Here is a 24,818-nt window from a genome sequence, read left to right as displayed (position 1 = left end):
CAATGAAAGCAGGACGGTGCAGCTTGAAAAGGTCGCGCAGTGTAACGGCAAAAAAGCGACTTGCTAAGTGCCAATCGGCGCCAATTTATGTGTTCTTTGCGACGTCGCTTTGCTGCGCCTTCAGATAGCGCTTCAACGCTGCCAGAGAGTCCGGGCAATAAGGCTTCTGCCCGATTTCCCGCATGACCTGCTCGACCGGAATAAAGCGTGCTTCGAGGACTTCTTCAGGCTGCAATGTAAGCGGGCCGTCCCACACGGCAGAAAACGCCGAACACCAAAGACGGTTGCCAGTGTCTTCGAAGTAGAAATGGTCATGGGCCGTCAGCTCTACGCCGCTGACACCCAATTCCTCTTCCAGCTCACGGGCCGCCGACTCGGCGTAGCTCTCGTCAGCCTGCACCATGCCGCCCGCCGCGACGTCCCAGTAACCGGGATAAATCGCCTTGCTCAAGGTGCGCCGGTGCACGCACAACTCACCGGCGGAATTGAACAACATGATGTAGGTGCCACGGCCGATCAGCCCACGCTCGCGCAAATCCGCGCGCACGAGAGCGCCGAGCAGGTTGTCCTGCTCGTCGACCCAGGCGATCTGTTCAGCATCGGAGGCGGCGCGATGGGCCGCCTCTTTGGCGTTCTGGCTCATGAATCAGCCCTGATTGAGCAGTTGACGCAAATCGATCACAGCAGCGTTGGCACGGGAAATATAGTTGGCCATGACCAGCGAATGGTTGGCCAGCACGCCGAAGCCGCTGCCGTTAAGAATCATAGGACTCCAGACCGGTTCCTGCGAGGCTTCCAGCTCACGAATGATCTGGCGCACGCTGACGGTGGCGTTCTTCTTCGCCAGCACGTCGGCGAAGTCGACTTCGATGGCGCGCAACAGATGCGAGAGTGCCCAGGCCTGACCGCGCGCTTCGTAGAACACGTTGTCGATCTGCATCCACGGGGTCTCTACGACTTCTTCGTCAACCTGCGGCACTTCGCCGATGGCCGGCACTTCGGTTTTCAGCGCGGTATTGAGTTTGACCCGGCCAACGCTGGCCGACAGGCGTTGCGACAGCGAACCGAGACGGGTGCCGACATCGCCGAGCCAGTTGTTCAGGTTGTCAGCGCGCGCATAGAACAGCGCGTTTTTCTGGGTTGGATCGGACAGGCGCGCCTGATAGCGGCTCAGCGAGTTGATCCCTTCCTGATATTCCGACTCACTCGACGGCAGGATCCAGCTCTTGTTGTCGAAATTGAAACGCGGCTCGGCCTTGGCCAGATCGGCATCTTCAGCCGACTGCGACTGCGAACGGGCAAAGTCTTTACGCAGGGCACGGGTCAGGTCACGTACCTGCACCAGCACGCCGTATTCCCAGCTTGGGGTGTTGTCCATCCACAGGCCCGGCGGGAAGCGGTCATTGGAAATGTAGCCGCCCGGCTTGTTGAGCAAGGTGCCGGCAACGGTCTTCAGGGTTTCGACCGTGGTGTAGCCGATCACCATCTGCTTGCCTTCTTTCTCGGCAGCCACTTGCGCATTTTGTGCGACCGGAAACAGCGCCGGCTCCTGGCTCCAGTACCAGCCCAGGCCAATGGTCACCAGCAGATAGAGGCCGATCAGCGTGGCCAAAGCTCGGCTGAACAGCACCCCGCCGACATAGCTGCGGGCGGCCGACTTGGGTTCAGCGGCACGTTCAGGCGCGCTGCCCGCGCGGTTTTTCCAGTCCAGCATGGCGATATCCTTTCAAATCTTGGGTTCAACGGTTCGACCACAACCATACAACAACGTGCCAGAGCCGGGCACCCGCCGTAGGAGTTATCCGGAAAAAAGCAGCCCAGTGTTGCCAGTGAGCGTAAGGATAGACGCCGAATCAGGCTCCAAAGATCTTCATTAATAGATGCTGAGCTTTGTCCCGTAAACGTTGGGGCTACACAATAGAGTCAATATCCAGATGAAACGGCGCGCCAACGGCATGCCCACCGGTCATTGCGGCAATAGCGGCATCGTGGTCTTCGGCGGCGGGAGGAATCATCGCCAGTTGTTCCTGAACGAGGTTTTCCGGGTGAGCGTTCCAGCGCAGCAGGTTTTCCTGCACCCACTCGGGCTGGTCGGCATAGCTGCCGTAAACGTCGGCTTCGGTGACCCGCTGGCCGCGCAGGGCGACCAGGCGGTCATGGGTCATTTTGATTTTGTCTATTTCGTTGTTGAGAACCGTGGTCTTGTGATTTCTTTCCTGGTGACGGACATAGGCGCTGGGGTGAGCCTGGATCTCGCGCTCAAGGGCACGCAGTTGCTTTCTGATATTTTCCAATGCGCCGCTGACCCATTCGAACTCCCGTGGTGTGACCAACGAGCGCTTGAGCTGCTGTGCTTCCTGCCAGCGGCGCAGGCTGGCCCAGCAGCCGGGGATGTAGCTGCCGACCATCGAGTGATCGCCTGCCGCGAAGAGCTGCTTCAGAAAAGAGCCGCGCTTGGGCAGGCCATTGATATTTCGCAAGGCTTCGGCACAGCCGTGATCGTTGATGATGCTGCAGCCCGGTTGCCAGAGAATGGATGACTGGTGTTCCTTGCCAAACACCACTGGCATGAAATGGCGCAGCGCGCCGTGATGGCCGTAATCGTCACCAAAGAAGTTGGTCATTCCCCAGACAAGCAAGGCAAAACCGGCAGCCGGGGTAATAACCAGCACTGCGCCGTTGGCGATATACATTGGCTTTGGATTGGCGAAGGTATTCATCCATGTGGCGGGTACGCTCGGAACCGGGTCGTTCTGGTTGACGATGCGGTGGTGGGTCAACGCCTTGGCACTGTCGATGAAAGTGGTGTCGCCGGCGCGAGGGGCGCCGTAGGTGTAGAGCACGATATCCGGCTGGTAGCGCTGATTCCGGCGCAGCATCTCGGACAAGATCAGGGCTATCGCACCGCCCAGGCTGTGTCCGGTAATCAGCAGTTTTTGGCCGCTGTAGAACTTTTCCAGATAAGTCACGATGAACGGATAAGCCGCTAAAGCACCACCGTAGAATCCGCGGTGCACCTTGCCTTCGCCTTCTTCGAACGGAACCTGATAGGCATCGCCATCACGCAGGCCGTCAGGCCATATCTCACTGGTGCCGCGCACGCTGATGAGGATCAGCTCGTCGTGGTGGCAGATGAAGGCTTGTGTGTCCGTGCTTTGGACCTGTTGGCTATCATCAAAAAAGTGCAGCTTGGCCGGGTGCTCCTGCTCATCACCCAATGCCGGGGCGTTGACCTCGGGATAGAGGTGCGGGTCGAACGGCACCACTTCCAGGCGTTTCGAGTAGGGCACTTCCTCGTAGAGCGGGTAATACTTTTTGCTCTGGGTGGCATCAACTTTCCACAGTTCATCAAACTGCGGCAGGGCATGGCCAAACCAGTTGCCGCTGCTGGGCTGCAAGGGGAAGCTCACACTGTCGGTCTTGACCGGTTGAGTATTGGGCTCCTGTCCGAAGTCGGTGTAACTCAGGGTCGCCATCAACGACAGTTGATAGAGGTTGAGTGCGCAGAATTCATTGCTCGTCGAAAGCATCGGGCGCAATGCCCTCATGGGGCGCACCTCCAGCACATGATGTTTGTTAGGCAGCAAGGCAATGCCTTGGGATTTGGGCGGCGGCGGGGAAAAGCCCAACTCGACCGTGGCCAGTTGTCCCTGACTGAAGATCGCGCTCGCCCCTTTGTCCGGCAAATTTTCATCAACTTGCACAAAGGATCTGGTTTTTGGCGCGGATCGCATAAGTGCGTGAACCACCATATTCGGCGGATCACTACGCTGGGCCAAGGGCGGCAAGTGCGCTACATGCTTGACCAGTTCGCTCACTTCAACCTGGTAATAGGCAGCGTTTGCCGCAAGGTCTTTTGCAGGATTGGCTTGGGTGCGTACACCTGATTTGTTGAAGAACCGGGTTTTTTCGGCGCGCACCTGGAGCTCAGTAATGGGAAGTGGATAGTGGGGTCTGCCCTGTAAAAAAGTGTATGTTTTCTCACTGCCTCGATATGCGTTATACAGTTTGAGTACCACCGGGCCACAGTAATGGTTTTCTAACTTGCCGTAACCTGTGGCGTCCAGTTTGCCCGTGTAAACGGTGTCTTCGTAATCGATGATTTCGTATGTCAATCCGGCATAGGGTTTGCCAGCACCGAACTCGTCCACCAATTGGAAACTAGTTGAATGCCCACGCAGTGGGCAAGCGTGGATGTTGCCTTGCATAAACGCAGCGATGCTCGGATCTAACGGTTCAATGCTCATGGGGTTTCGTCCTTGTTTTCAGTGCAACCCGGATAAATAGTGCAGATCCGTTCATCCACCATCCTGAAGGTGCTGAAGTCCTTGTGATTGCCGTAGCAAAACGCGTACTGGTCTTCAAAGTTGTCGCCCATGCAGCGCTTCCATCCACCGGGCACTTTGCTCCAGGTATCTTCAATGGCGGGTTTTTCCTGATCGGACAACTTGATCTTCAGCCTTACGGTTATCCCCGCTAGCTGAGTCAGCGTGTACGCCGTGGAAGGACGGCTTCGCCCGACATTGCCCTGCGCATCCATTTTTCTGCAGGTCAGCAGTTTGATCAGGTAACGCTTCGGCCCCACCGTGCGGAAGGACCACATACACTCACCGAAGAACTCAGCTGTCTCGTCATCTCTGAAAGTACCCATTTGTCGCTCCAGCAACTCCGGGCGCACCGCAAATGAGGCGTAGTCATAACTGCTGTCACTTCGCTCCGGACCAAAAACGCCGATGATCTTGATCTCCACATGGTTCAGCGCCAGCGGGCAGTCGCTTACGGTTCTGTAAAGCGGGACTACGGAGGTGCCTTCGTATTTCATGTTGGTTTTGTTGAACCCAAGCTGAGTACCTTTCCCACCCGGTACCGAACATGTTTGATCTCTGGCGGGCACATAGGTGGCCGTCAGGTCGTACCTGAAGTTGGGTGGAAAGTCAGGAACAAAGGCGAATGTGTTCGGTTTGCCCACAGCCGAACAACCCAATGTCAGGGCGACGCAACTGCCGAGTGTCACGTTTTGAGCCAATCGTTTGATGAAGGGGAGAACTCTCCGCCAACGCTGCGTCTGATCCGTCATGGAGCTTCGTCCTTGGTGTTCATGTATCAGGAGTTAAATGTTGCACATCCGCCACCACGACTCTGATGGTGCTGAAATCCTTGTAATCCAGTTACAAAGAGCGCATCCCCAAGGCAACTCCCCTGCTTTGCAGCAGAAGATTTTTATAGAAAGCCTCTAAGGGAATCCCTGAACTCTACCGATCCATAACGCGGTGAAAATGCTTCGGCGAGAAATCAGAAAGAACTGACAGACACCCTCCGCCAAGGATCGGGAAGCGTCGCCGCAAAGGACAGGAAACGTCTCTAAACACCCTGGTAGCGGGCTCCTCGTCCACCTGCAGGTCGAAAACAAAACCACCCGGTCAGAAACTGAATAGTGACGCATTGCAGATTATTGACGTACGACACTCGTGTAAGGGAAAAGAGGTGCTAGCATAGAGCCACCAGTCGATCTCAGCATGCAGCCTAACTAGTAGTCAGGATATGACCGAGCCAGAAGACCCCAGCCGTGAGCGTCTCAAGCACCACTTTGCCCAGCGGGTAATTCATCAGGCACGTCAGATTCTTGAGATATGGCAGCGCCTGCAACGCAGTGAGTGGTCCACTGTCGATCTCGCCGAACTGAGCGAGGCCAACCTGCGCCTGCTGCGTTTTGCCGAGCGCTTCGAACAGCCCGAACACACTCAGCTGGCGCGTCACATCAGCCAGTCGCTGGAAGCAGTGGACGCCAATCGCGGTCGCCTGAGCAGTGGTTTGATCACCGACCTCAATCGTTTGATGCAGCGCTTGTCACGCACCGGCCTGCGCCATGGCGATCAACTCGACCAGACGTTCCTGCCACCGCTGCGCAAACCGATCTATGTGATGCTGCAGGATCACGACCGCGCCGAACGCTTGGCCAAGCAACTGGAGTTCTTCGGTCTGAGCGCGCAGGCGCTGGACAGTGTCTCGGCGTTTCGCTCCTCGATGGTCGAGCGCCTGCCGGCCGCGATCGTCATGGACGTGGATTTCAGCGGCGCCGGCATCGGCCTGAAGCTCGCCGCCGAAGCCCAGGTTGGCCTGGAAGAACCTCTGCCGCTGCTGTTCTTCAGCCTGCACGAAACCGACACGCCGACCCGTCTTGCCGCCGTGCGCGCCGGCGGCCAGGAGTTCCTCACCGGCACCCTCGAAGCGTCGAGTCTGCTGGAAAAAATCGAAGTCCTCACCTGCGTCGCCCAGTACGAGCCTTATAAAGTGCTGATCATCGACGACTCGCGCGCGCAGGCCTTGCACACCGAGCGCCTGCTCAACAGCGCCGGCATCGTCACCCGCACCTTGATCGAACCGATTCAGGCGATGGCCGAACTGGCGGATTTCCAGCCAGACCTGATCATCCTCGACATGTACATGCCGGCCTGCACCGGTACCGAACTGGCCAAAGTGATTCGCCATAACGACCGCTATGTCAGCGTGCCGATCATTTACCTGTCGGCCGAGGACGATCTGGACAAGCAACTCGACGCGATGAGCGAGGGCGGCGATGACTTCCTGACCAAACCGATCAAGCCGCGCCACCTGATCACCACCGTGCGCAACCGCGCCGCCCGCGCGCGCAATCTCAAGGCGCGGATGGTCCGCGACAGCCTTACCGGCTTGTACAACCACACGCATATTCTGCAACTGCTCGAAGACTGCTCGTTCCGCGCCCGTCGCGAGAACAAGCCATTGAGCTTTGCCATGCTCGACATCGACCATTTCAAACGGGTCAATGACAGCCACGGCCACCCGATGGGCGACCGGGTGATCAAGAGCCTCGCGCTGTTTCTCAAGCAGCGTTTGCGCAAGACCGATTTCATTGGCCGATATGGCGGCGAAGAGTTCGCCATCGTCATGCCCGACACCGATATAGAAGCCGCGCACAAAGTGCTCGACGAAATCCGCCAGCGCTTCGCCGAGATCCATTACCCGGCGCAGCCGCAGGATTTGTGGTGCACCTTCAGCGCCGGTGTGGTGGAAATGCACGACGACTGCGACAGCCTGATGATGGCCAGTCAGGCCGATGAGGCGCTGTACCGCGCCAAGGGCGCCGGACGCAATCGCGTGCAGACCGCGCGCGACTCAAAGCAAAGTGCCACTTTTTCATCGGATTCCACTGATTCGGTCATAACCCTGTAACAGAACCGCAATAAATTCAGGCGCTTACCATTTCTGCCGTTGGTAGCCGTCATGCGCCTGAAGTTGCTCACCAATCTCAATACGCTGTTGCTGGTCGCCGTGTGCCTCGCACTCGGCGCAACGCTGTGGTGGTCGCAAAAAGCCCTCGAACGCCCGTATCTGTTGATGGAACGTTATCTGGGGCTGTCGCAGCAATTTCAGAACGAAGTGGCGCGCAACGTCGAGGATTACCTCGCCAGCGGCGACGCCTTGCGCCTGAGCAGCGCCAGTCAGGCCATCGACGTTTTGCAGAAAGAACTCGGCGAATTGCCGCCAGCGCTGGCCGACACCCTGCGCCCGAGCCTGTCGGGCCTTGATGAGTTCAGCAAGACCGACCTGCTCGCGGCCGGCAAGCTGGCCGGTGACCCGCAGGCCTTGCTGTTGCAGGCAGAGCGCGAACTGAGCGCCAGCCTCGATCAGCTCAGCACTTACGCCAACGGTAACGCGGTTTATCTGGCGCCGCTGCTCGCCGCATCGCAGCATTTGGGCAAACTGTCGCTGGCACGGGACAAACTGGTCAGCAGCGGGCGCAGTGAGCTGGCCGCCGACGTTGAGCGTGAAGTCAGCAATATCCGCTCGCAGGCTCAAGCGATTGATGCCCTGCCCCTGCTCGGCGTTGTGACCAAGAGTGAATCGGGCAGCGACGATTTCGCAGCGATGATGGGCATCGAGAACACCGAAAAAGCCGTCGCCGAAGACGCCGGCGTCGGCCTCAAGCGCGAACTCAACAGCTTGCTCGGACGTTATCCGGCGGAGCTTGCACGCACGCGCGATCAGATCCAGAAACGCACCGACCTGAGCACTGCCACTCACCAGAAAATCGCCGCTGTGCAGCAAGCCATCGCTGGACTGGAACCGGTCGTGCGCGCTCAGCACGGGCAGATTCAAAGCGAAGTGCGGCTGATGCAGGGCGGGATGATCGGTTTGATTCTGCTGATCGCGCTACTGATCGACACCTTGCAACGCCGACTCTCACGCACCCTGACCAATCTCGCTCCGGCGTTGTCGACCTGGGCCGAGGGCGATTTCAGCCGCGACATTCATCTGGGCAAGACCAACCGCGAACTGCACGACATCGAAGCGTCGCTGAACCGCTTGCGGGCGTATCTGGTGGATCTGGTCGGCACCATTCGTGGCAATGCCGAACAAGTCGCAGGCAGCAGCCGCACGCTTGCCGAGTTGAGCAACGACTTGCACAGCGGCGCTGAACATCAGGCCGGCGATACCGCGTTGATCCGTGACTCACTCAGCGAACTGGAGGCAACCATTCAGCAAGTTGCCGGCGACGCGCAGCAGGCGGCGGATGCCAGCCGTCATGCCGGACTGGCCGTCGAGCATGGCCAGACCGTGATTGGCCAGAGCCTGACCGGGCTGCATGCATTGGTCGGCGAAGTACAAGGCAACGCGCAGATGATCGAGCATCTGGCCGAGGAGTCAGCGACCATCGGCGGCGTTTTGACGGTGATTCGCTCGATTGCCGACCAGACCAACCTGTTGGCGCTGAACGCGGCGATTGAAGCGGCGCGCGCCGGGGAAATGGGTCGCGGGTTTGCCGTGGTCGCCGAGGAAGTGCGCTCGCTGGCACAACGCACCGCCGGCGCGACAGCCGAGATTCAGACGCTGATCGCTGGCCTGCAAACCGCCGCCCGCCAATCAGTCGAAGGCATGCGCGCGCAGGTCGAGCACGCCGAAGCCACGGCCAATCAGGCGCAAGCGGCGGATGGCGCGCTGGATAAAATCGTCGGCGCGATCCAGACCATTTCCGACACGGCGATCCGCATTGCTGATGTCACCGCGCAGCAAAGCGGTGCGGTCAGCGAGATTCGCGATCACAGCGAGCGGATTCATCAGTTGGGTGGGGATAATCTGGTGCGTATCGGTCGCGGACGCGAACAGGGTGAGAATTTGCTGGTATTGGGCGGGCAATTGCATACAGCTGTTCAGGCATTTCGCGTCTGATAGACCGCTATCGCGAGCAGGCTCGCTCCCACATTGGAATGCATACCCCTGTGGGAGCGAGCCTGCTCGCGAAGGCGTCAGTCCAGCCACCACAAGTGACCGGATCAAATCACTTGGTCACATATTTCGCGCAAACATCGGCCATCGTGCTGGCTATTGCATAGAACTGGACAGTCACAAAGTCTTTGCGGCATAGTCGCCGGGTTCTGACGATTGCTCATTCATAACAAGGACTACGCAGATGGCAACCCTACTGGTGCTGCACGGCCCCAACCTGAACCTGCTCGGCACCCGCGAACCCGGCACTTACGGTTCAACGACCCTGGCGCAGATCAATCAGGATCTGGAGCGTCGCGCCCGTGAAGCCGGCCATCATCTGCTGTATCTGCAAAGCAATGCCGAGTACGAATTGATCGACCGCATCCACGCTGCACGTGGCGAAGGTGTCGATTTCATTCTGATCAATCCAGCAGCTTTTACACACACAAGTGTCGCATTACGTGACGCGTTGCTGGGAGTGAGCATCCCATTCATCGAAGTGCATTTGTCCAACGTGCACAAACGCGAACCTTTCCGCCATCACTCTTACTTCTCCGATGTAGCGGTGGGAGTGATCTGCGGCCTTGGCGCCAGCGGTTACCGACTGGCCCTGGAGGCTGCACTAGAACAGCTTGAAACACAGGCAACGACTTGAACTACAAGCGTTAAGCGCCCCTGACCGACCCTTGGGAGTTGATGATTCATGGATATCCGTAAAGTTAAGAAACTGATCGAATTGCTGGAAGAGTCCGGCATCGACGAGCTCGAGATCAAGGAAGGCGAAGAGTCCGTACGCATCAGCCGTCACAGCAAGACTCCGGCTCAGCAGTACTACGCGCCAGCTCCGATGCAAGCGCCGGCAGCCGCACCTGTTGCAGCTGCTCCGGTTGCCGCTGCAGCCCCGGCTGCCGCTGCTGCCCCAGCGCTGAACGGCACTGTTGCCCGTTCGCCGATGGTCGGCACCTTCTACCGTAAATCTTCGCCAACCTCGCCGTCCTTCGTTGAAGTCGGCCAGACCGTGAAGAAAGGCGACACTCTGTGCATCGTCGAAGCCATGAAGATGATGAACCACATCGAAGCTGAAACCAGCGGTGTGATCGAGTCCATCCTCGTCGAAGACGGCCAGCCGGTTGAGTACGACCAACCGCTGTTCACCATCGTTTGAACTGCGGAGAGCCTTTGATGACTGCGAAGTTGGAAAAAGTTCTGATCGCTAACCGCGGTGAGATCGCCCTGCGGATTCTGCGTGCCTGCAAAGAGATGGGCATCAAGACCGTCGCCGTTTACTCCAAGGCCGACAAAGAGCTGATGCACCTGGGTCTGGCAGACGAATCCGTCTGCATCGGCCCGGCTTCTGCCGCGCACTCTTACCTGCACATCCCGGCCATCATCGCTGCCGCTGAAGTGACTGGCGCTACCGCCATTCACCCAGGCTACGGTTTCCTCGCGGAAAACGCCGATTTCGCCGAGCAGGTCGAGAACTCCGGCTTCGCCTTCATCGGCCCGAAAGCCGACACCATTCGCCTGATGGGCGACAAGGTTTCGGCCAAGCACGCGATGATCGAAGCGGGCGTGCCTACCGTTCCAGGCTCCGACGGCCCACTGCCGGAAGACGAAGAAACGGCGCTGCGCATCGGTCGTGAAGTCGGCTACCCGGTGATCATCAAAGCCGCTGGCGGCGGTGGTGGTCGCGGCATGCGCGTTGTGCACAAGGAAGAAGACCTGATCGCCTTCGCCAAACTGACCCGCACCGAAGCCGGCGCGGCGTTCGGCAACCCGATGGTCTATCTGGAAAAATTCCTGACCAACCCACGCCACGTCGAAGTGCAAGTGCTGTCCGACGGCCAGGGCCACGCCATCCATCTGGGCGACCGCGATTGCTCGCTGCAACGTCGTCACCAGAAGGTTCTCGAAGAAGCGCCGGCACCGGGCATCGACGAGAAGGCTCGCGAGGAAGTACTGGCTCGCTGCGTCAAGGCGTGCATCGACATCGGTTACCGCGGCGCCGGCACTTTCGAGTTCCTGTACGAGAACGGTCGTTTCTACTTCATCGAAATGAACACCCGTGTTCAGGTGGAGCACCCGGTTTCGGAAATGGTCACCGGTATCGACATCGTCAAGGAGATGCTCAGCATCGCCGCTGGCAACAAACTGTCGTTCACGCAGGATGATGTGGTTATCCGCGGTCACTCGCTGGAATGCCGGATCAACGCTGAAGACCCGAAAACCTTCATGCCGAGCCCGGGCACGGTCAAGCATTTCCACGCTCCAGGCGGCAACGGCGTTCGCGTCGATTCGCACCTGTACAGCGGTTATGCGGTTCCACCGAACTACGACTCGCTGATCGGCAAGCTGATCACTTACGGCGCCACCCGCGACGAAGCCATGGCCCGCATGCGCAATGCCCTGGACGAAATCGTGGTTGACGGGATCAAGACCAACATCCCGCTGCACCGTGATCTGGTTCGTGACGAAGGCTTCTGCAAGGGTGGTGTGAACATTCACTACCTCGAGCACAAGCTGGCTGGCGAGAAGCACTAAGCTTCAGCCCGCACCAGACAAAGCCGCCTTCGGGCGGCTTTGTTGTTTCTGCTGCAAAGTCAAAAGATCGCAGCCTGCGGCAGCTCCTACATTCGAATGCATTCCCCTGTAGGAGCTGCCGAAGGCTGCGATCTTTTGATCTTCAACCATGTTCGTGTTCTGCCGCGCGCTCGCGTAAACTTGCGCGCTTCTCGCCGGCCGCTAGGCTGCAATCAATATTTTTCAAAGGTGCCCGCCATGCCTTGGCTGCAAGTACGTCTCGCCATCAGCCCGGAACAAGCCGAAACCTACGAAGACGCTTTCCTTGAAGTGGGCGCCGTGTCGGTGACCTTCATGGACGCCGAAGATCAGCCGATCTTCGAGCCGGAACTCAACACCACCCCGCTGTGGGCGCACACGCATCTGTTGGCGCTGTTCGAAGGCGGCACGGAACCAGCACCGGTTCTGGCCCATCTGGAACTGCTGACCGGCAGCCCGCTGCCCGAGCATCACAGCGAGGTCATCGAAGATCAGGACTGGGAACGCAGCTGGATGGACGGTTTCCAGCCGATGCGTTTCGGCCAGCGCCTGTGGATCGTGCCGAGCTGGCACGCGGCGCCGGAACCTGATGCGGTCAACCTGCTGCTGGATCCGGGCCTGGCGTTCGGCACCGGCACTCACCCGACCACCGCGCTGTGCCTGGAATGGCTCGACGGTCAGGACCTGAAAGACTGCAACGTACTCGACTTCGGTTGCGGCTCGGGGATCCTGGCAATCGCCGCCCTGCTGCTCGGCGCCAAGGAAGCGGTCGGCACCGACATCGACGTGCAGGCGCTGGAAGCCTCGCGCGACAACGCCGGGCGCAACAACATTGCCGACGAACTGTTCCCGCTGTACCTGCCGGAAGATCTGCCGCAGGTCAAAGCCGACGTGCTGGTCGCCAACATTCTCGCCGGCCCGCTGGTTTCGCTGGCGCCGCAACTGTCCGGGCTGGTCAGGTCCGGTGGGCGTCTGGCGCTGTCGGGCATCCTTGCCGAACAAGGTGATGAAGTCGCTGCCGCTTATGCCCAGGACTTTGACCTCGACCCGATCGCCAATCGCGATGGCTGGGTGCGCATCACCGGCCGTCGGCGTTAATATGACCGCCTGCATAATCCGGATCGCCGCATGACCGACAGTTTCGTCACCCAGTGCCCGCATTGCCAAACCAGTTTCCGTGTCAGCCATGCTCAATTGAGCGTGGCCCGCGGAGTGGTTCGCTGCGGCTCCTGCCTGCAAGTGTTCAACGCCGCCAAACAGCTGCTGGAACAACACGCCGGCAAGGACGTGGTGACGCCGGTTGCGCCGCTCATTGCCGCGCTGCCTGAAGAAGTGCCGCCGGCCGTTGAGCCACCGCCCACCATCGAGCAGCCCGAGCCGCGCGCCATCAGCCAAAAGCAGTGGAGCGCCTCGGCGCTTGATCTCGACAGCCTCGATCTGGACGAAGAGCTCGCCCGCCTCGAACAACGGGAAATCCAGCCTGCCACCGACCTCGGCCGCCCGCGCGAAGACACCCTGAGTGCCCGTCGCGACAGCCCGGAGCCGGATGACGCGGCATGGCCCGGCAGTCTGTTCAGCGAACCCGCCGACGAGCGAATGCCTGAACCGCAAGACGAGCCGCCGATTGATGAGAGTGAACCGGTCAAATCCGAGCGCACCGAGCCTTCGCTGTCACTGGAACCGGTGGATCTGGATGACGAACCGGCGATTCCGCACCTGCGCCTGCACGACCCGATCGACCCGAATGCCCGCCGCGAACGCTTGTCGACCAGCGACGACGTCGATGACGACGATTTGCCATCGATCGAACCGCTGCGCAAAAAGCGCGAGCGCGCAGAGCCCGGAGTACGCGCCGAAGTCCTGCAAGACCTGACCGACGACCCGCTGCAGCTGGACTGGCAAAAACGCCGCTCGCCGTGGGGACGCCGCTTGCTCTGGCTGCTGTTGGTCCTGCTGGCGGCAGGCGGACTGGCCGCGCAGTACATCGCCTACCATTTCGATGAACTGGCCCGGCAGGATCAATACCGCCCGTGGTTCCAGCAACTCTGCCCGCAGATCGGCTGCACGGTGCCGTCCAAAGTCGACATCGCGCGAATCAAGAGCAGCAACTTGGTGGTGCGCAGCCACCCGGAGTTCAACGGCGCACTGGTGGTCGATGCGATCATTTACAACCGTGCGACGTTCTCTCAGCCGTTTCCATTACTGGAGCTGCGTTTCGCCGACCTCAACGGTCACCTGATCGCCAGTCGTCGCTTCAAACCCGGCGAATACCTGAGAGGGGATCTCGAAGGTCTGGCGGAAATGCCGCCGCAGACGCCGATCCATATTGCGCTGGATATTCTCGATCCAGGCCCGAAAGCGGTGAATTACAGCCTGAGTTTCCACTCGCCCGAGTGAATCCCTGCGTCGCTTTCGAATTGACGGCGGTTTTCTGACTTTGCCACCCACAACCAAACCGGTGGCGATAACAGAATAACTGTTCAGATTTTGTTCAATTCAGCCTTTATCCAGTCATCGAGAGCGGGTATCATGCCAACCCTTTTTCGAACTCTCATGATCCGGCCCCACCTCAGGGAAGTCCTATGTCGGCGGTACGCATCGGCCCATACACATTGCAGAACGGCTTGATTCTCGCCCCGATGGCGGGGGTCACCGACCAGCCCTTTCGTCAGCTGTGCAAGCGTTTGGGCGCAGGGCTTGTAGTCTCGGAAATGGTCACCAGCGACATGAGCCTGTGGAACACCCGCAAGTCGCGTATGCGCATGATCCACGAAGGCGATCCCGAGCCACGCTCGGTACAGATTGCCGGTGGCGATGCGCAGATGCTGGCGGATGCAGCCCGGGCTAACGTCGAACTGGGCGCACAGATTATTGATATCAACATGGGTTGCCCGGCAAAAAAGGTCTGCAACAAGGCCGCCGGTTCCGCGTTGTTGAAGGACGAAGCACTGGTCACCGAGATCCTGCAGGCCGTTGTGGCTGCGGTAGATGTGCCGGTGACCCTGAAGATCCGCACCGGTTGGGATCGCGACAACAAGAACGGCCTGACCGTGGCGAAGATCGCCGAGCAGGCCGGGATCACCGCGCTGGCAGTGCATGGCCGCACGCGCGCCGATCTGTACACCGGTGAAGCCGAGTACGACACGATTGCCGCGATCAAGCAGGCCGTGTCGATCCCGGTGTTTGCCAATGGCGATATCGATTCGCCGGAAAAGGCCCGTTACGTGCTCGACGCGACCGGTGCCGATGGCCTGTTGGTAGGCCGTGCCGCCCAAGGGCGGCCATGGATTTTTCGCGAGATCGAACACTTCCTGCGTACCGGCGAGAAATTGCCGGCACCGGAGCTGATCGAGGTGGAACACATACTGCTAGAGCATCTGGCCGCACTTCACGCTTTCTATGGGGATGTGATGGGCGTGCGCATTGCGCGCAAGCATGTGGGCTGGTATCTCGCAACCTTGCCGGGCGCCAGGGAATTTCGCGCCCACTTCAATCGTTTGGATGGTACGGAAACACAATGCGCCAACGTTCGGGAGTTCTTCGCCGAGCGTTACAAGAGCCTGACAGGGGACGAAGAAGGGGTGGCCGCATGACGATGATGACCGAGACTTTAGTGAGTGGAACAGCACCCGTGAGCGACAACGTGAATTTGAAACAGCACCTCAATACCCCGAGCGAAGAAGGCCAGACCCTTCGCGGGAGTGTCGAGAAGGCGCTGCACAATTATTTCGCCCACCTTGAGGGCGCGTCCGTCACGGATGTGTACAACCTGGTGCTCTCCGAAGTCGAGGCTCCCCTGCTCGAAAGCGTGATGAACTACGTCAAGGGCAACCAGACCAAGGCCAGTGAGCTGCTGGGACTTAACCGCGGCACGCTGCGCAAGAAACTCAAGCAGTACGATCTGCTGTAAGCATTCAATCAAACCAGAAAGGCGCCCGCGTAAAAAACGGTCGCCTTTTTTGCTGACTTCCTTTGCTTTTGATGGAAATTGAGATGACCGACCAGACTACCCGCCTGCCGATCCGCCGCGCCTTGATCAGCGTTTCCGACAAGACCGGGATCCTCGAATTCGCCAAGGAGCTTGAAGCTCTGGGCGTCGAGATCCTCTCCACCGGCGGGACGTTCAAGCTGCTGCGCGACAACGGTGTTGCCGCAGTGGAAGTCGCGGATTACACCGGTTTCGCCGAAATGATGGACGGTCGGGTGAAAACCCTGCACCCGAAAATCCACGGCGGCATCCTCGGTCGTCGCGGTATCGACGATGCAATCATGAGCGAGCACGGCATCAAGCCGATCGATCTGGTTGCCGTTAACCTGTACCCGTTCGAAGCCACCATCAACAAGCCAGGCTGCGACCTGCCGACCGCCATCGAGAACATCGACATCGGCGGCCCGACCATGGTCCGCTCGGCAGCGAAAAACCATAAAGACGTAGCGATCGTGGTGAATGCCAGCGATTACGCCAGCGTCCTCGAAGGCCTGAAAGCCGGCGGCCTGACCTACGCTCAGCGTTTCGACCTGATGCTCAAGGCGTTCGAACACACCGCCGCCTATGACGGCATGATCGCCAACTACATGGGCACCGTGAATCAGGCGGCTGAAACCCTGAGCACTGAAGGCCGCAGCGAATTCCCGCGCACCTTCAACAGCCAGTTCATCAAGGCCCAGGAAATGCGCTACGGCGAGAACCCGCACCAGAGCGCGGCGTTCTACGTGGAAGCCAAACCTGCTGAAGTCGGCATCGCCACCGCGACCCAACTGCAAGGCAAAGAGCTGTCGTACAACAACGTGGCCGACACCGACGCCGCGCTGGAATGCGTGAAGAGCTTCGTCAAGCCAGCCTGCGTGATCGTCAAGCACGCCAACCCGTGCGGCGTGGCGGTAAGCCCGGACGCCGAAGGCGGTATCCGTCAGGCCTACGAACTGGCCTATGCCACCGACACCGAGTCGGCATTCGGCGGCATCATCGCCTTCAACCGTGAACTGGATGCCGAGACCGCCAAAGCGATCGTCGAGCGTCAGTTCGTTGAAGTGATCATCGCCCCGAGCGTCAGCGCAGAAGCCCGCGCCATCGTCGCGGCCAAAGCCAACGTGCGCCTGCTGGCCTGCGGCGAGTGGTCGGCTGACCGCGCAGCCGCGTGGGACTACAAGCGCGTTAACGGCGGTCTGCTGGTGCAGAGCCGCGACATCGGCATGATCAGCGCCGATGACCTGAAAGTCGTGACCAAACGCGCCCCGACCGAACAGGAAATCCACGACCTGATCTTCGCCTGGAAAGTCGCCAAGTACGTTAAGTCCAACGCCATCGTCTACGCCAAGAACCGTCAGACCATCGGTGTCGGCGCGGGCCAGATGAGCCGCGTAAACTCGGCGCGTATCGCCGCGATCAAGGCTGAGCACGCCGGTCTGCAAGTCGCCGGCTCGGTGATGGCCTCGGACGCGTTCTTCCCGTTCCGCGACGGTCTCGACAACGCGGCCAAGGTTGGGATCACAGCAGTGATCCAGCCAGGCGGCTCGATGCGTGATGCTGAAGTGATTGCCGCTGCCGATGAAGCCGGCATCGCGATGGTATTCACCGGCATGCGCCACTTCCGTCACTGAAATACGGCAGCTACAAGTCTCAAGCTGCAAGCTGCAAGAAAGAGCAGGCATGTGTCGCTCTTTCTTGCAGATGCAGCCTTATTAATTCAGAGCCATAAGCTGTAGTTAAGAGCCACACATTCGCTCTTGCTTGCAGCTTATAGCTTGCAGCTTTCTCCGAAGGAGTCTCTCTTTGAACGTTTTGATCATTGGCAGCGGTGGCCGTGAACACGCCCTGGCTTGGAAAGTGGCTCAGGATCCGCGCGTGCAGAAGGTTTTCGTTGCACCGGGCAACGCTGGCACCGCCATTGAAGCCAAGTGCGAAAACGTCGCCATCGACGTGCTGGCCCTTGAGCAACTGGCCGACTTCGCCGAGAAAAACGTTGCCCTGACCATCGTCGGTCCGGAAGTGCCGCTGGTGGCAGGCGTTGTCGATCTGTTCCGCTCCCGTGGTCTGGACTGCTTCGGTCCGACCGCCGGCGCTGCGCAACTGGAAGGCTCGAAAGCCTTCACCAAGGATTTCCTCGCACGCCACAAGATTCCAACCGCCGACTACCAGAACTTCACCGAGATCGAGCCGGCTCTGGCTTATCTGCGTGAAAAAGGCGCACCGATCGTGATAAAGGCCGATGGCCTGGCCGCCGGTAAAGGCGTGATCGTCGCCATGACCCTGGCCGAAGCCGAAGACGCCGTGCGTGACATGCTCGCTGGCAACGCTTTCGGTGACGCCGGTTCGCGCGTGGTCATCGAAGAATTCCTCGACGGCGAAGAAGCTTCGTTCATCGTTATGGTCGACGGCAAAAACGTTCTGCCGATGGCCACCAGCCAGGATCACAAACGTGTGGGCGACGGCGACAGCGGCCCGAACACTGGCGGCATGGGTGCTTATTCCCCTGCCCCGGTTGTCACCGCCGACGTGCACAAGCGCGTAATGGACCTGGTGATCTGGCCGACCGTGCGCGGCATGGCCGATGAAGGCAACGTCTACACCGGTTTCCTCTACGCCGGTCTGATGATCGACAAGGCCGGTAATCCGAAAGTCATCGAGTTCAACTGCCGCTTCGGCGATCCGGAAACCCAACCGGTGATGCTGCGTCTGCAATCGAGCCTGGTGCTGTTGGTCGAAGCCGCTCTGGCGCAAGCGCTGGACAAGGTTGAAGCACAGTGGGATCCACGCCCGAGCGTCGGCATCGTGCTGGCCGCTGGCGGCTACCCGGGCGACTACGCCAAGGGTGCGGCGATCAACGGTCTGGACGCCGCGGCGAGCCTGGAAGGCAAAGTCTTCCACGCCGGTACCGCGCTCAAAGATGGCAACGTGGTAACTGCCGGTGGTCGCGTACTGTGCGCCACTGCCATGGGCGCCAGCGTGAGCGAGGCCCAGCAGCAAGCCTACAAGCTGGCAGCCGCCATCGACTGGGAAGGCTGCTTCTACCGCAAGGACATTGGCTACCGCGCCATTGCCCGTGAACGTGGCGAAACCCAGGAATAAGCTGTTCATCAAGTCCGGCAAGGGATACCGTTCCTTGCCGGGCTGTTCCACCGTCGCGCATCGTTATATTCTGGCATCAACCTACGAAGGGATTTCGCCGTGCGCTGGCTCAGGATTGCCATAAGTTTCACCGTCACGTTGCTGACCTTGCTCTGCATGCTCCCGGCCCAGGCCGCCCAAGGCAGTGGCTGGTCGGTATTGCTTGACGATCAGGGCAATCTGCAACTGAGCGATATCCGCTCCGCTCGCTACACCAATCAATTCAGCCCCATCGACCTTGACCGCCTCACCGCGTCCGCGCCCGATGGCGCCCTGTGGCTGCGCTTCAAACTGGCGCCGGGCAAGCACGAACAAGTGCTGCGCATCTTTGCCCCTGACCTGTCACAGCTCAATCTCTACGTGCTCGACGGCGACAAGCTGATCGAGCAACGCAACACCGGCACCGACCAGCCGCAGGCCGAACGGCCATTGCCGAGCAGCGACTTCATGTTGCCGTTGCCGCAGAGCGAAAAACCCCTCGAGGTCTATCTGCGCCTGGTGTCCGATCATCAATTGCGCCCGCACGTGACCCTGCAATCGGCGGTGATGAGCGCGGCCAACCACAATCAGACGCTGGTCTTCGGTTTACTGTTCGGCTGCCTCGGCATGCTGTTGTTGCACAACCTGGTGCGCTACGCCTATTCCCGTTCGCGCAGCAGTTTGTGGCTGGCGGTCTGCGAAGGCCTGCTGGGGCTGAGCCTGTTGCTGCTGCTCAACCTCGCCGGTCCCTGGCTGCCGAACTGGCATGCGGTGCAAACACCGGGCGCCTATCTGGCGTTGCTGCTGACGGCTCCGGCCGGGCTGATGTTCGCCTATCGTTTCTTCGCTCCGCTCGGCCCGCACCCGCTGAACAAACTGTTGCTGGGCGACATTCTGTTTATCGTGACCTGCAGCCTGTTGCTGCTGTTCGTCAACACTCTGCCGCTGAACATCATCACCTATGCCCTGGTGGCCCTGGCCGGCCTGAGCATGTTGTTTGTCGCCTTCTACCACTGGCAGAAGGGTTACCGCCCGGCGCGCCTGTTCGTCGCCGCGATGGTGGTGTTCAACATCGGCACATTGATTATTCTGCCTGCCTTGCTGGGGCTGACACTGGTGTCGCCACAAGGCTTGATCATGACCCTGATGGCGTTCATCTGCATCAGCGGCCTGTTGATGAGCATTGCCCTCGGCGAGCGTCAGCGCAGCATCACCGAAAGCCGTTTCAGCGTCAGCCGTGACCTCGCCGCGAGCAATGCCGAGATCAACGCCAAAGCCGAGTTCCTTGCCAAGATCAGCCACGAAATCCGCACGCCGATGAACGGCGTGCTGGGCATGACCGAACTGCTGCTGGGCACGCCGCTGTCGGTCAAGCAACGCGACTACGTGCAGACCATCCACAGCGCCGGCAACGAATTGCTGACGCTGATCAACGAGATTCTCGACATCTCCAAACTCGAGTCCGGGCAGATCGAACTGGACGACGTGCAGTTCGACCTCAATGCCCTGATCGATGACTGCCTGAGCATCTATCGGGCCAAGGCCGAACAGCAGAACGTCGAGCTGATCAGCTTTATCCAGCCGCAAGTACCGCGAGTGATCAGCGGTGACCCGACGCGTCTGCGCCAGACCTTGCTCAGCCTGCTGGAAAACGCTCTGAAGAAAACCGATGAAGGTGAAGTGCTGATCGTCGTCGCACTCGACGAACGCAGCAGCAAGCCACGCCTGCGCATCGCCGTGCAGGACAGCGGCCAACCGATGGATCAGGAAGAACGCGACGCGCTGATGCACGCCGAACTGCACAGCAAGCATTTCCTCTCGGCCAACCGCTTGGGGGGCAATCTGGGACTGGTGATCGCACGCCAGCTGATTCGTCTGATGCATGGCGAATTCGGCATCAAGAGCGGCGCCAGTCAGGGCAGCACCTTGTGGCTGACCCTGCCACTGGATCCCGATCGCCTCGAACACCCGACCTCCGATCTCGACAGCCCGCTACAAGGCGCGCGGGTGCTGGTGGTCGACGACAACGACACCTGCCGCAAAGTACTGGTCCAGCAATGCAGTGCGTGGGGGCTGAATGTCAGCGCGGTGCCTTCCGGCAAGGAAGCGTTGGCCTTGCTGCGAACCAAAGCGCACCTGCGTGATTACTTTGATGTGGTGCTGCTCGATCAGAACATGCCGGGCATGACCGGCATGCAGCTCGCGGCCAAGATCAAGGAAGACCCGAGCCTGAACCACGACATCCTGCTGATCATGCTCACCGGCATCAGCAATGCGCCGAGCAAGATAATTGCGCGCAACTCGGGGATCAAACGCATCCTCGCCAAACCGGTGGCCGGCTACACGCTCAAGACCACCCTGGCCGACGAGCTCAACCAGCGCAACAAAGGTCAGGTGGTGTTCCAGCCGCAAGTGGTCACCCCGGCCACGGCCGCCAAAGTGCCTAGCGATTTCCGCATCCTCGTCGCCGAAGACAATACGATTTCAACCAAAGTGATTCGCGGCATGCTCGGCAAGCTCAACCTGCAACCGGACACCGCCGCCAACGGCGAAGAAGCGCTGCAGGCGATGAAAGCGCAGCGTTACGACCTGGTGTTGATGGACTGCGAAATGCCGATACTCGATGGCTTCTCAGCGACCCAGCAATTGCGCGCCTGGGAAGTCAGCAACCAACGCATTCGCACGCCGATCGTGGCGTTGACCGCGCACATTCTTGCCGAGCACAAAGAGCGCGCGCGTCAGGCCGGGATGGATGGTCACATGTCCAAGCCGGTCGAGTTGTCGCAATTGCGCGAGCTGATCGAACACTGGGTAGCCCAGCGTGATCAGCAGAACCGGACGGCATCGACCTTCTGAGCAGGATCGTATGGTTATGCGATCAGATCTCCAGGCCATCAATGTATTTGAGTGAGCCGGTGATGACGGAGTTTTTCACCTTTTCGCGAAACTGTGCGTAATGCAGCGTGTTGAATGTAATGGCAGCAATTTGTTCAACGCTGTTGTGGATAAGTGTTTCATCCTCGCTGAACAAAAAACCGCTGGCCTCTCTCTCGATCTGGAACTGACGGTGATAGATGCCCATTTCCACTTTGTTCGGGCCACTCATCACGCAGGGGATCATTTGAAAATATCCGACATTGGCACGCAGGCTCGTGGACTCGAACAGCCTGAGTGCCAATGCGTTACGTTCCATCACCTGCAGCGCACGCCGCATAGGTTCGCAGAACTGCTCACCCAATACCGCCGCGATACGCTGCGTTGCCTGACCGGCCATCAGATTATTGCGCGACGGCGTCAAGGTTTGCGGTTTCGGCACGTCCCATCCGACAAATTTCAGGACATTCCTGTAGTAGTCGAACCAGTCCCCCGATAGCCCGTCCTCGAACGCCGCGCGCGTTGCTCTTTGCGCATAGGCTGTGCTCATGTAAATGTCGTCTCGATGGGTCGCAGGCAGGCCACCGGCAAACGCCACGACACTGCCGCCGACCACCGCAGCCTGCGGTGTAATCAATTCCTTCATGCCGTAATCTCCTTGGTCAGAGTCAGCACTGCCATGCTGTCCGCAAATTTGTCCCTGACTTTCCTGGCAATCGCCTCACGCGCGCCGCTGTAGCGAATTTCCGACAGACTTGCCCGGGCGTGATGCACATGGACCAAGCCTTGAACCTCTTCGCATTGATACAACTGTTGAAATGGATTCTGGCTTAACTCGAGTGACGTCTCGAACTCAACAAACGCGCTTGCGATCGAATCGGCAGCATTCGCGACAATCACCAGTAGATGCACCTTCGCCAACGGCGCTGGCATGCTGTCCAACTCGGCAGTAGCCGATATTTTCATGAAACCGCGCAGTCGCTGGATGGCGAGTTCGTCGCCCGGTATTTGTGCCATTCGCTGCAGTACTGCGCCCATTATTCGGGTTTCAGGCATTGCATCATTGCTTAACGCTGTATTGAAAAACTCCAGCGCGGACTGACTTCCGGGATTCCTGACCTGCCATGTCTGCTTCGACTTCTGATGACGCAACCAGAAATCATCAAGGACACTCACGTACGTGCCGTACCAATCCGGGGACAGGGATTTTTCACGTTTCTTATTGGCAACCAGTTGCGCCAGCAAAATCGAATTGACCAGATCGCTATAAACTTCCAGCCGTTCACCATCGGGAATAATCACCACGCAAGCCCCGACAACCAGAACTAAACATTCATCATCCATGTTAGGCCTCCGCAATAAAAAAGGGCAGTCGCCATGACTGCCCTTCTTCGCTCAATCAGATTTCATACTCTTCGATTTTCGATACAACGTTCAGACCCAGCTTAGTCCTGATGGCCATGCGCGCCTTATCAGCAACTTCGGTATTCTTGGCAAAGATCGTTTCACCGGTGTACAACTTCACATTGCGAATATCCACATCGACAAACATAACTTTAGTGGAAGTATTGCGACGCAGAAAACGCACAGCGCCGACGGCCATGATGGCTTCGCCATTAACTTCGGTACAGACACCAGCGGTGATGCCGCCAACACCGTGGTTCAGCAGATTGCGCTCATACAGAGTCAATGCGGTATCACGTTTTTTCAGAGCGGCGATGGCGTCGCCCGCCGTCTTCAGCATCAGCGCAGTTGCAGGACCTGGCACCGCAAGACCCGCTACCACCGAGCCGAGAATTTCCAGGACCAGTTTATCCATCCGTACGCTGGTGCCCGCAACCTCCAGATCGTTGTAGTACTTGGTGACAGGCGTCCAGCCTGAGTTGGTCATGACCTCGCGAAACAGCAAATACCACTCCAGGCCCTGGCTTTCGAGCGGGAATTTCTTGTTGGCTACAAGTGTCGCGAAAAGAAAGGCGTTTTGTGCGTCGGTGCGATTGTCATCGGTCAGATGAGCAGAAAATGCCAAAAGCCCCTCGCCAACAACTGCCGCCTTTGTCGGCGCTTCCACAGCGTCACCCGAGTTAAGGGTCAAGGCAACACCACGGCCTTGAATAGTTGGAACTTCATCAATTTCATATTGCTGCAGAGCACTAATACAGTTGGCGACATAGAGCTGTTGCATTACTGGGTTATTCACTTTGAATTCCTTATCATTATTTAAGCAAGCCTTTATTAACCTGCAAAAACAACCATAACCAAAGACATCAACACCCTACAAACAAAAACATGTAACACCCCTTACCAAACCAATAAACAACGCAACTAACAAACAACTAAATCAATAACAATCAGCATTGTAAAAGTCGATACCCCAACCCCGTAAAGCGCTGATAGACTCCATCCCCATTCTCCTTCCCTGCGAGACATGACCATGCTCCACGTGTTGTTCAGCGTTTACCTGAAGATGCTGGTGCTCTACAGCCCGTTCTTCGTGTTGTCCTGCTTTATCAGCCTGACCCGTGGCTACTCGCGCAAGGAGCAACGGCGCCTGGCCTGGAAAGTCGCTGTTGCGACGCTGGTCTCCAGCGTCCTGCTGTATTTGTTCGGACGGGTGATTTTCGATGTGTTCGGCATCACCGTGGATGCGTTTCGCATCGGCGCCGGCAGCGTACTTTTCATTTCGGCGCTGGGCATGGCGCAGGGTAAACCGGCGGTACAGGCCGACAACGTGCAGCAGGACGTCACCATCGTGCCGCTGACCATTCCGCTGACTGTAGGCCCGGGCACTATCGGTGCCTTGTTGGTGATGGGCGTCAGCCAGCCGCATTGGGACGACAAGCTCACCGCGATCATGAGTATTGCGCTGGCCAGCTTCACCGTAGGCGTGGTGCTGTATCTGTCGAATCGTATCGAACGGATTCTGGGTGATCAGGGTTTGCAAATTGTCAGCCGCTTGATGGGGCTGTTTGTCTGCGCTCTGGCGGCGCAGATCATCTTTACCGGGGTCAAAGGTTATCTGGTGCCCTGAGTGTCGGTATACCGAGAT

The 24,818-nt window shown here is 58.9% G+C and carries 21 protein-coding genes; 13 read left to right on the top strand and 8 right to left on the bottom strand.

The features are described from left to right. Nucleotides 1–85 precede the first annotated feature (85 nt). From RMV17_RS03095 to RMV17_RS03080, 4 genes are all read right to left on the bottom strand, one after another. Entirely contained in the window at nucleotides 86–643 is a 558-nt protein-coding gene (locus RMV17_RS03095; protein ID WP_311885518.1) for an NUDIX hydrolase, read from the bottom strand. A gap of 3 nt (nucleotides 644–646) precedes the next feature. Further along, nucleotides 647–1,714, bottom strand: coding sequence for a DUF2333 family protein (locus RMV17_RS03090; protein ID WP_007914608.1), 1,068 nt, complete (start codon nucleotides 1,712–1,714; stop codon nucleotides 647–649). Nucleotides 1,715–1,910: 196 nt separating this feature from the next. Next, nucleotides 1,911–4,247 (bottom strand): lipase family protein, encoded by a 2,337-nt coding sequence (locus RMV17_RS03085; protein WP_311885515.1) that lies wholly within the window; start codon nucleotides 4,245–4,247, stop codon nucleotides 1,911–1,913. Next, complete coding sequence (locus RMV17_RS03080; RefSeq protein WP_311887011.1) at nucleotides 4,244–5,035, bottom strand: hypothetical protein; 792 nt, start codon at nucleotides 5,033–5,035, stop codon at nucleotides 4,244–4,246. Before RMV17_RS03080 ends, RMV17_RS03085 begins: the two co-directional genes overlap by 4 nt. 506 nt (nucleotides 5,036–5,541) lie before the next feature. Here RMV17_RS03080 and gcbA point away from each other — a divergent pair. From gcbA to accC, 5 genes are all read left to right on the top strand, one after another. After that, nucleotides 5,542–7,212, top strand: coding sequence for a diguanylate cyclase GcbA (gcbA, locus tag RMV17_RS03075; protein WP_034151562.1), 1,671 nt, complete (start codon nucleotides 5,542–5,544; stop codon nucleotides 7,210–7,212). A 51-nt stretch (nucleotides 7,213–7,263) separates the two neighbouring features. Next, nucleotides 7,264–9,210: a methyl-accepting chemotaxis protein gene (locus tag RMV17_RS03070; RefSeq protein WP_311885511.1), complete on the top strand. Its 1,947-nt coding sequence runs from the start codon at nucleotides 7,264–7,266 to the stop codon at nucleotides 9,208–9,210. Nucleotides 9,211–9,451: 241 nt separating this feature from the next. Then, entirely contained in the window at nucleotides 9,452–9,904 is a 453-nt protein-coding gene (gene aroQ / locus RMV17_RS03065) for a type II 3-dehydroquinate dehydratase (protein WP_007914604.1), read from the top strand. 48 nt (nucleotides 9,905–9,952) lie between these two features. After that, nucleotides 9,953–10,414: an acetyl-CoA carboxylase biotin carboxyl carrier protein gene (gene accB / locus RMV17_RS03060; protein WP_007914603.1), complete on the top strand. Its 462-nt coding sequence runs from the start codon at nucleotides 9,953–9,955 to the stop codon at nucleotides 10,412–10,414. 17 nt (nucleotides 10,415–10,431) lie between these two features. Then, entirely contained in the window at nucleotides 10,432–11,790 is a 1,359-nt protein-coding gene (gene accC, locus RMV17_RS03055; protein WP_077570780.1) for an acetyl-CoA carboxylase biotin carboxylase subunit, read from the top strand. A 3-nt stretch (nucleotides 11,791–11,793) separates the two neighbouring features. On the opposite strand, the gene RMV17_RS03050 is transcribed toward accC, so the two are convergent. Beyond that, complete coding sequence (locus RMV17_RS03050; protein ID WP_311885507.1) at nucleotides 11,794–11,940, bottom strand: hypothetical protein; 147 nt, start codon at nucleotides 11,938–11,940, stop codon at nucleotides 11,794–11,796. 87 nt (nucleotides 11,941–12,027) lie between these two features. Here RMV17_RS03050 and prmA point away from each other — a divergent pair, with 87 nt between their 5' ends. The 7 genes from prmA to RMV17_RS03015 all read left to right on the top strand — a co-directional run bounded on the left by prmA (nucleotide 12,028) and on the right by RMV17_RS03015 (nucleotide 21,751). Further along, nucleotides 12,028–12,906, top strand: coding sequence for a 50S ribosomal protein L11 methyltransferase (prmA, locus tag RMV17_RS03045; RefSeq protein WP_311885505.1), 879 nt, complete (start codon nucleotides 12,028–12,030; stop codon nucleotides 12,904–12,906). Nucleotides 12,907–12,936: 30 nt separating this feature from the next. Continuing rightward, nucleotides 12,937–14,205: a DUF3426 domain-containing protein gene (locus tag RMV17_RS03040; RefSeq protein ID WP_311885503.1), complete on the top strand. Its 1,269-nt coding sequence runs from the start codon at nucleotides 12,937–12,939 to the stop codon at nucleotides 14,203–14,205. A 185-nt stretch (nucleotides 14,206–14,390) separates the two neighbouring features. Then, on the top strand, nucleotides 14,391–15,401 hold the full coding sequence (gene dusB, locus RMV17_RS03035) for a tRNA dihydrouridine synthase DusB (RefSeq protein WP_034151568.1): 1,011 nt from the start codon (nucleotides 14,391–14,393) through the stop codon (nucleotides 15,399–15,401). Next, nucleotides 15,398–15,718 (top strand): DNA-binding transcriptional regulator Fis, encoded by a 321-nt coding sequence (fis, locus tag RMV17_RS03030; RefSeq protein WP_003221275.1) that lies wholly within the window; start codon nucleotides 15,398–15,400, stop codon nucleotides 15,716–15,718. The genes dusB and fis overlap by 4 nt, the downstream gene beginning before the upstream one ends. A gap of 83 nt (nucleotides 15,719–15,801) precedes the next feature. Continuing rightward, nucleotides 15,802–17,409 carry a bifunctional phosphoribosylaminoimidazolecarboxamide formyltransferase/IMP cyclohydrolase gene (gene purH / locus RMV17_RS03025; protein ID WP_095047355.1) on the top strand — a complete coding sequence of 536 codons (1,608 nt, stop codon included), beginning with the start codon at nucleotides 15,802–15,804 and terminating at the stop codon, nucleotides 17,407–17,409. 172 nt (nucleotides 17,410–17,581) lie between these two features. Further along, nucleotides 17,582–18,877 carry a phosphoribosylamine--glycine ligase gene (purD, locus tag RMV17_RS03020; RefSeq protein WP_034151569.1) on the top strand — a complete coding sequence of 432 codons (1,296 nt, stop codon included), beginning with the start codon at nucleotides 17,582–17,584 and terminating at the stop codon, nucleotides 18,875–18,877. Nucleotides 18,878–18,976: 99 nt separating this feature from the next. After that, a complete protein-coding gene (locus RMV17_RS03015) occupies nucleotides 18,977–21,751 on the top strand; it encodes a response regulator (protein ID WP_311885495.1) in 2,775 nt (924 codons plus the stop codon). A gap of 22 nt (nucleotides 21,752–21,773) precedes the next feature. Here the strand turns inward: RMV17_RS03015 and RMV17_RS03010 are convergent, their stop codons facing one another. Genes RMV17_RS03010 through RMV17_RS03000 form a run of 3 tightly spaced genes read right to left on the bottom strand, consistent with a single transcriptional unit; the run spans nucleotide 21,774 to nucleotide 23,969 of the window. Then, complete coding sequence (locus RMV17_RS03010) at nucleotides 21,774–22,415, bottom strand: hypothetical protein (RefSeq protein ID WP_311885492.1); 642 nt, start codon at nucleotides 22,413–22,415, stop codon at nucleotides 21,774–21,776. Next, on the bottom strand, nucleotides 22,412–23,113 hold the full coding sequence (locus RMV17_RS03005) for a hypothetical protein (protein ID WP_311885490.1): 702 nt from the start codon (nucleotides 23,111–23,113) through the stop codon (nucleotides 22,412–22,414). Before RMV17_RS03005 ends, RMV17_RS03010 begins: the two co-directional genes overlap by 4 nt. A gap of 55 nt (nucleotides 23,114–23,168) precedes the next feature. Further along, complete coding sequence (locus RMV17_RS03000) at nucleotides 23,169–23,969, bottom strand: hypothetical protein (protein ID WP_007914578.1); 801 nt, start codon at nucleotides 23,967–23,969, stop codon at nucleotides 23,169–23,171. Between the two features lie 234 nt (nucleotides 23,970–24,203). Between RMV17_RS03000 and RMV17_RS02995 the strand changes: the two genes are divergently transcribed. Further along, nucleotides 24,204–24,800: a MarC family protein gene (locus RMV17_RS02995; protein WP_025111770.1), complete on the top strand. Its 597-nt coding sequence runs from the start codon at nucleotides 24,204–24,206 to the stop codon at nucleotides 24,798–24,800. Nucleotides 24,801–24,818: the final 18 nt, after the last annotated feature.

It is taken from the genome of Pseudomonas sp. VD-NE ins (assembly GCF_031882575.1).
In the GTDB taxonomy this organism is placed as follows: Bacteria; Pseudomonadota; Gammaproteobacteria; order Pseudomonadales; family Pseudomonadaceae; genus Aquipseudomonas; species Aquipseudomonas fluorescens_BZ.
The sequence above is the reverse complement of the archived record's forward strand: the minus strand, read 5'-3'. Positions and strand labels throughout refer to the sequence as shown.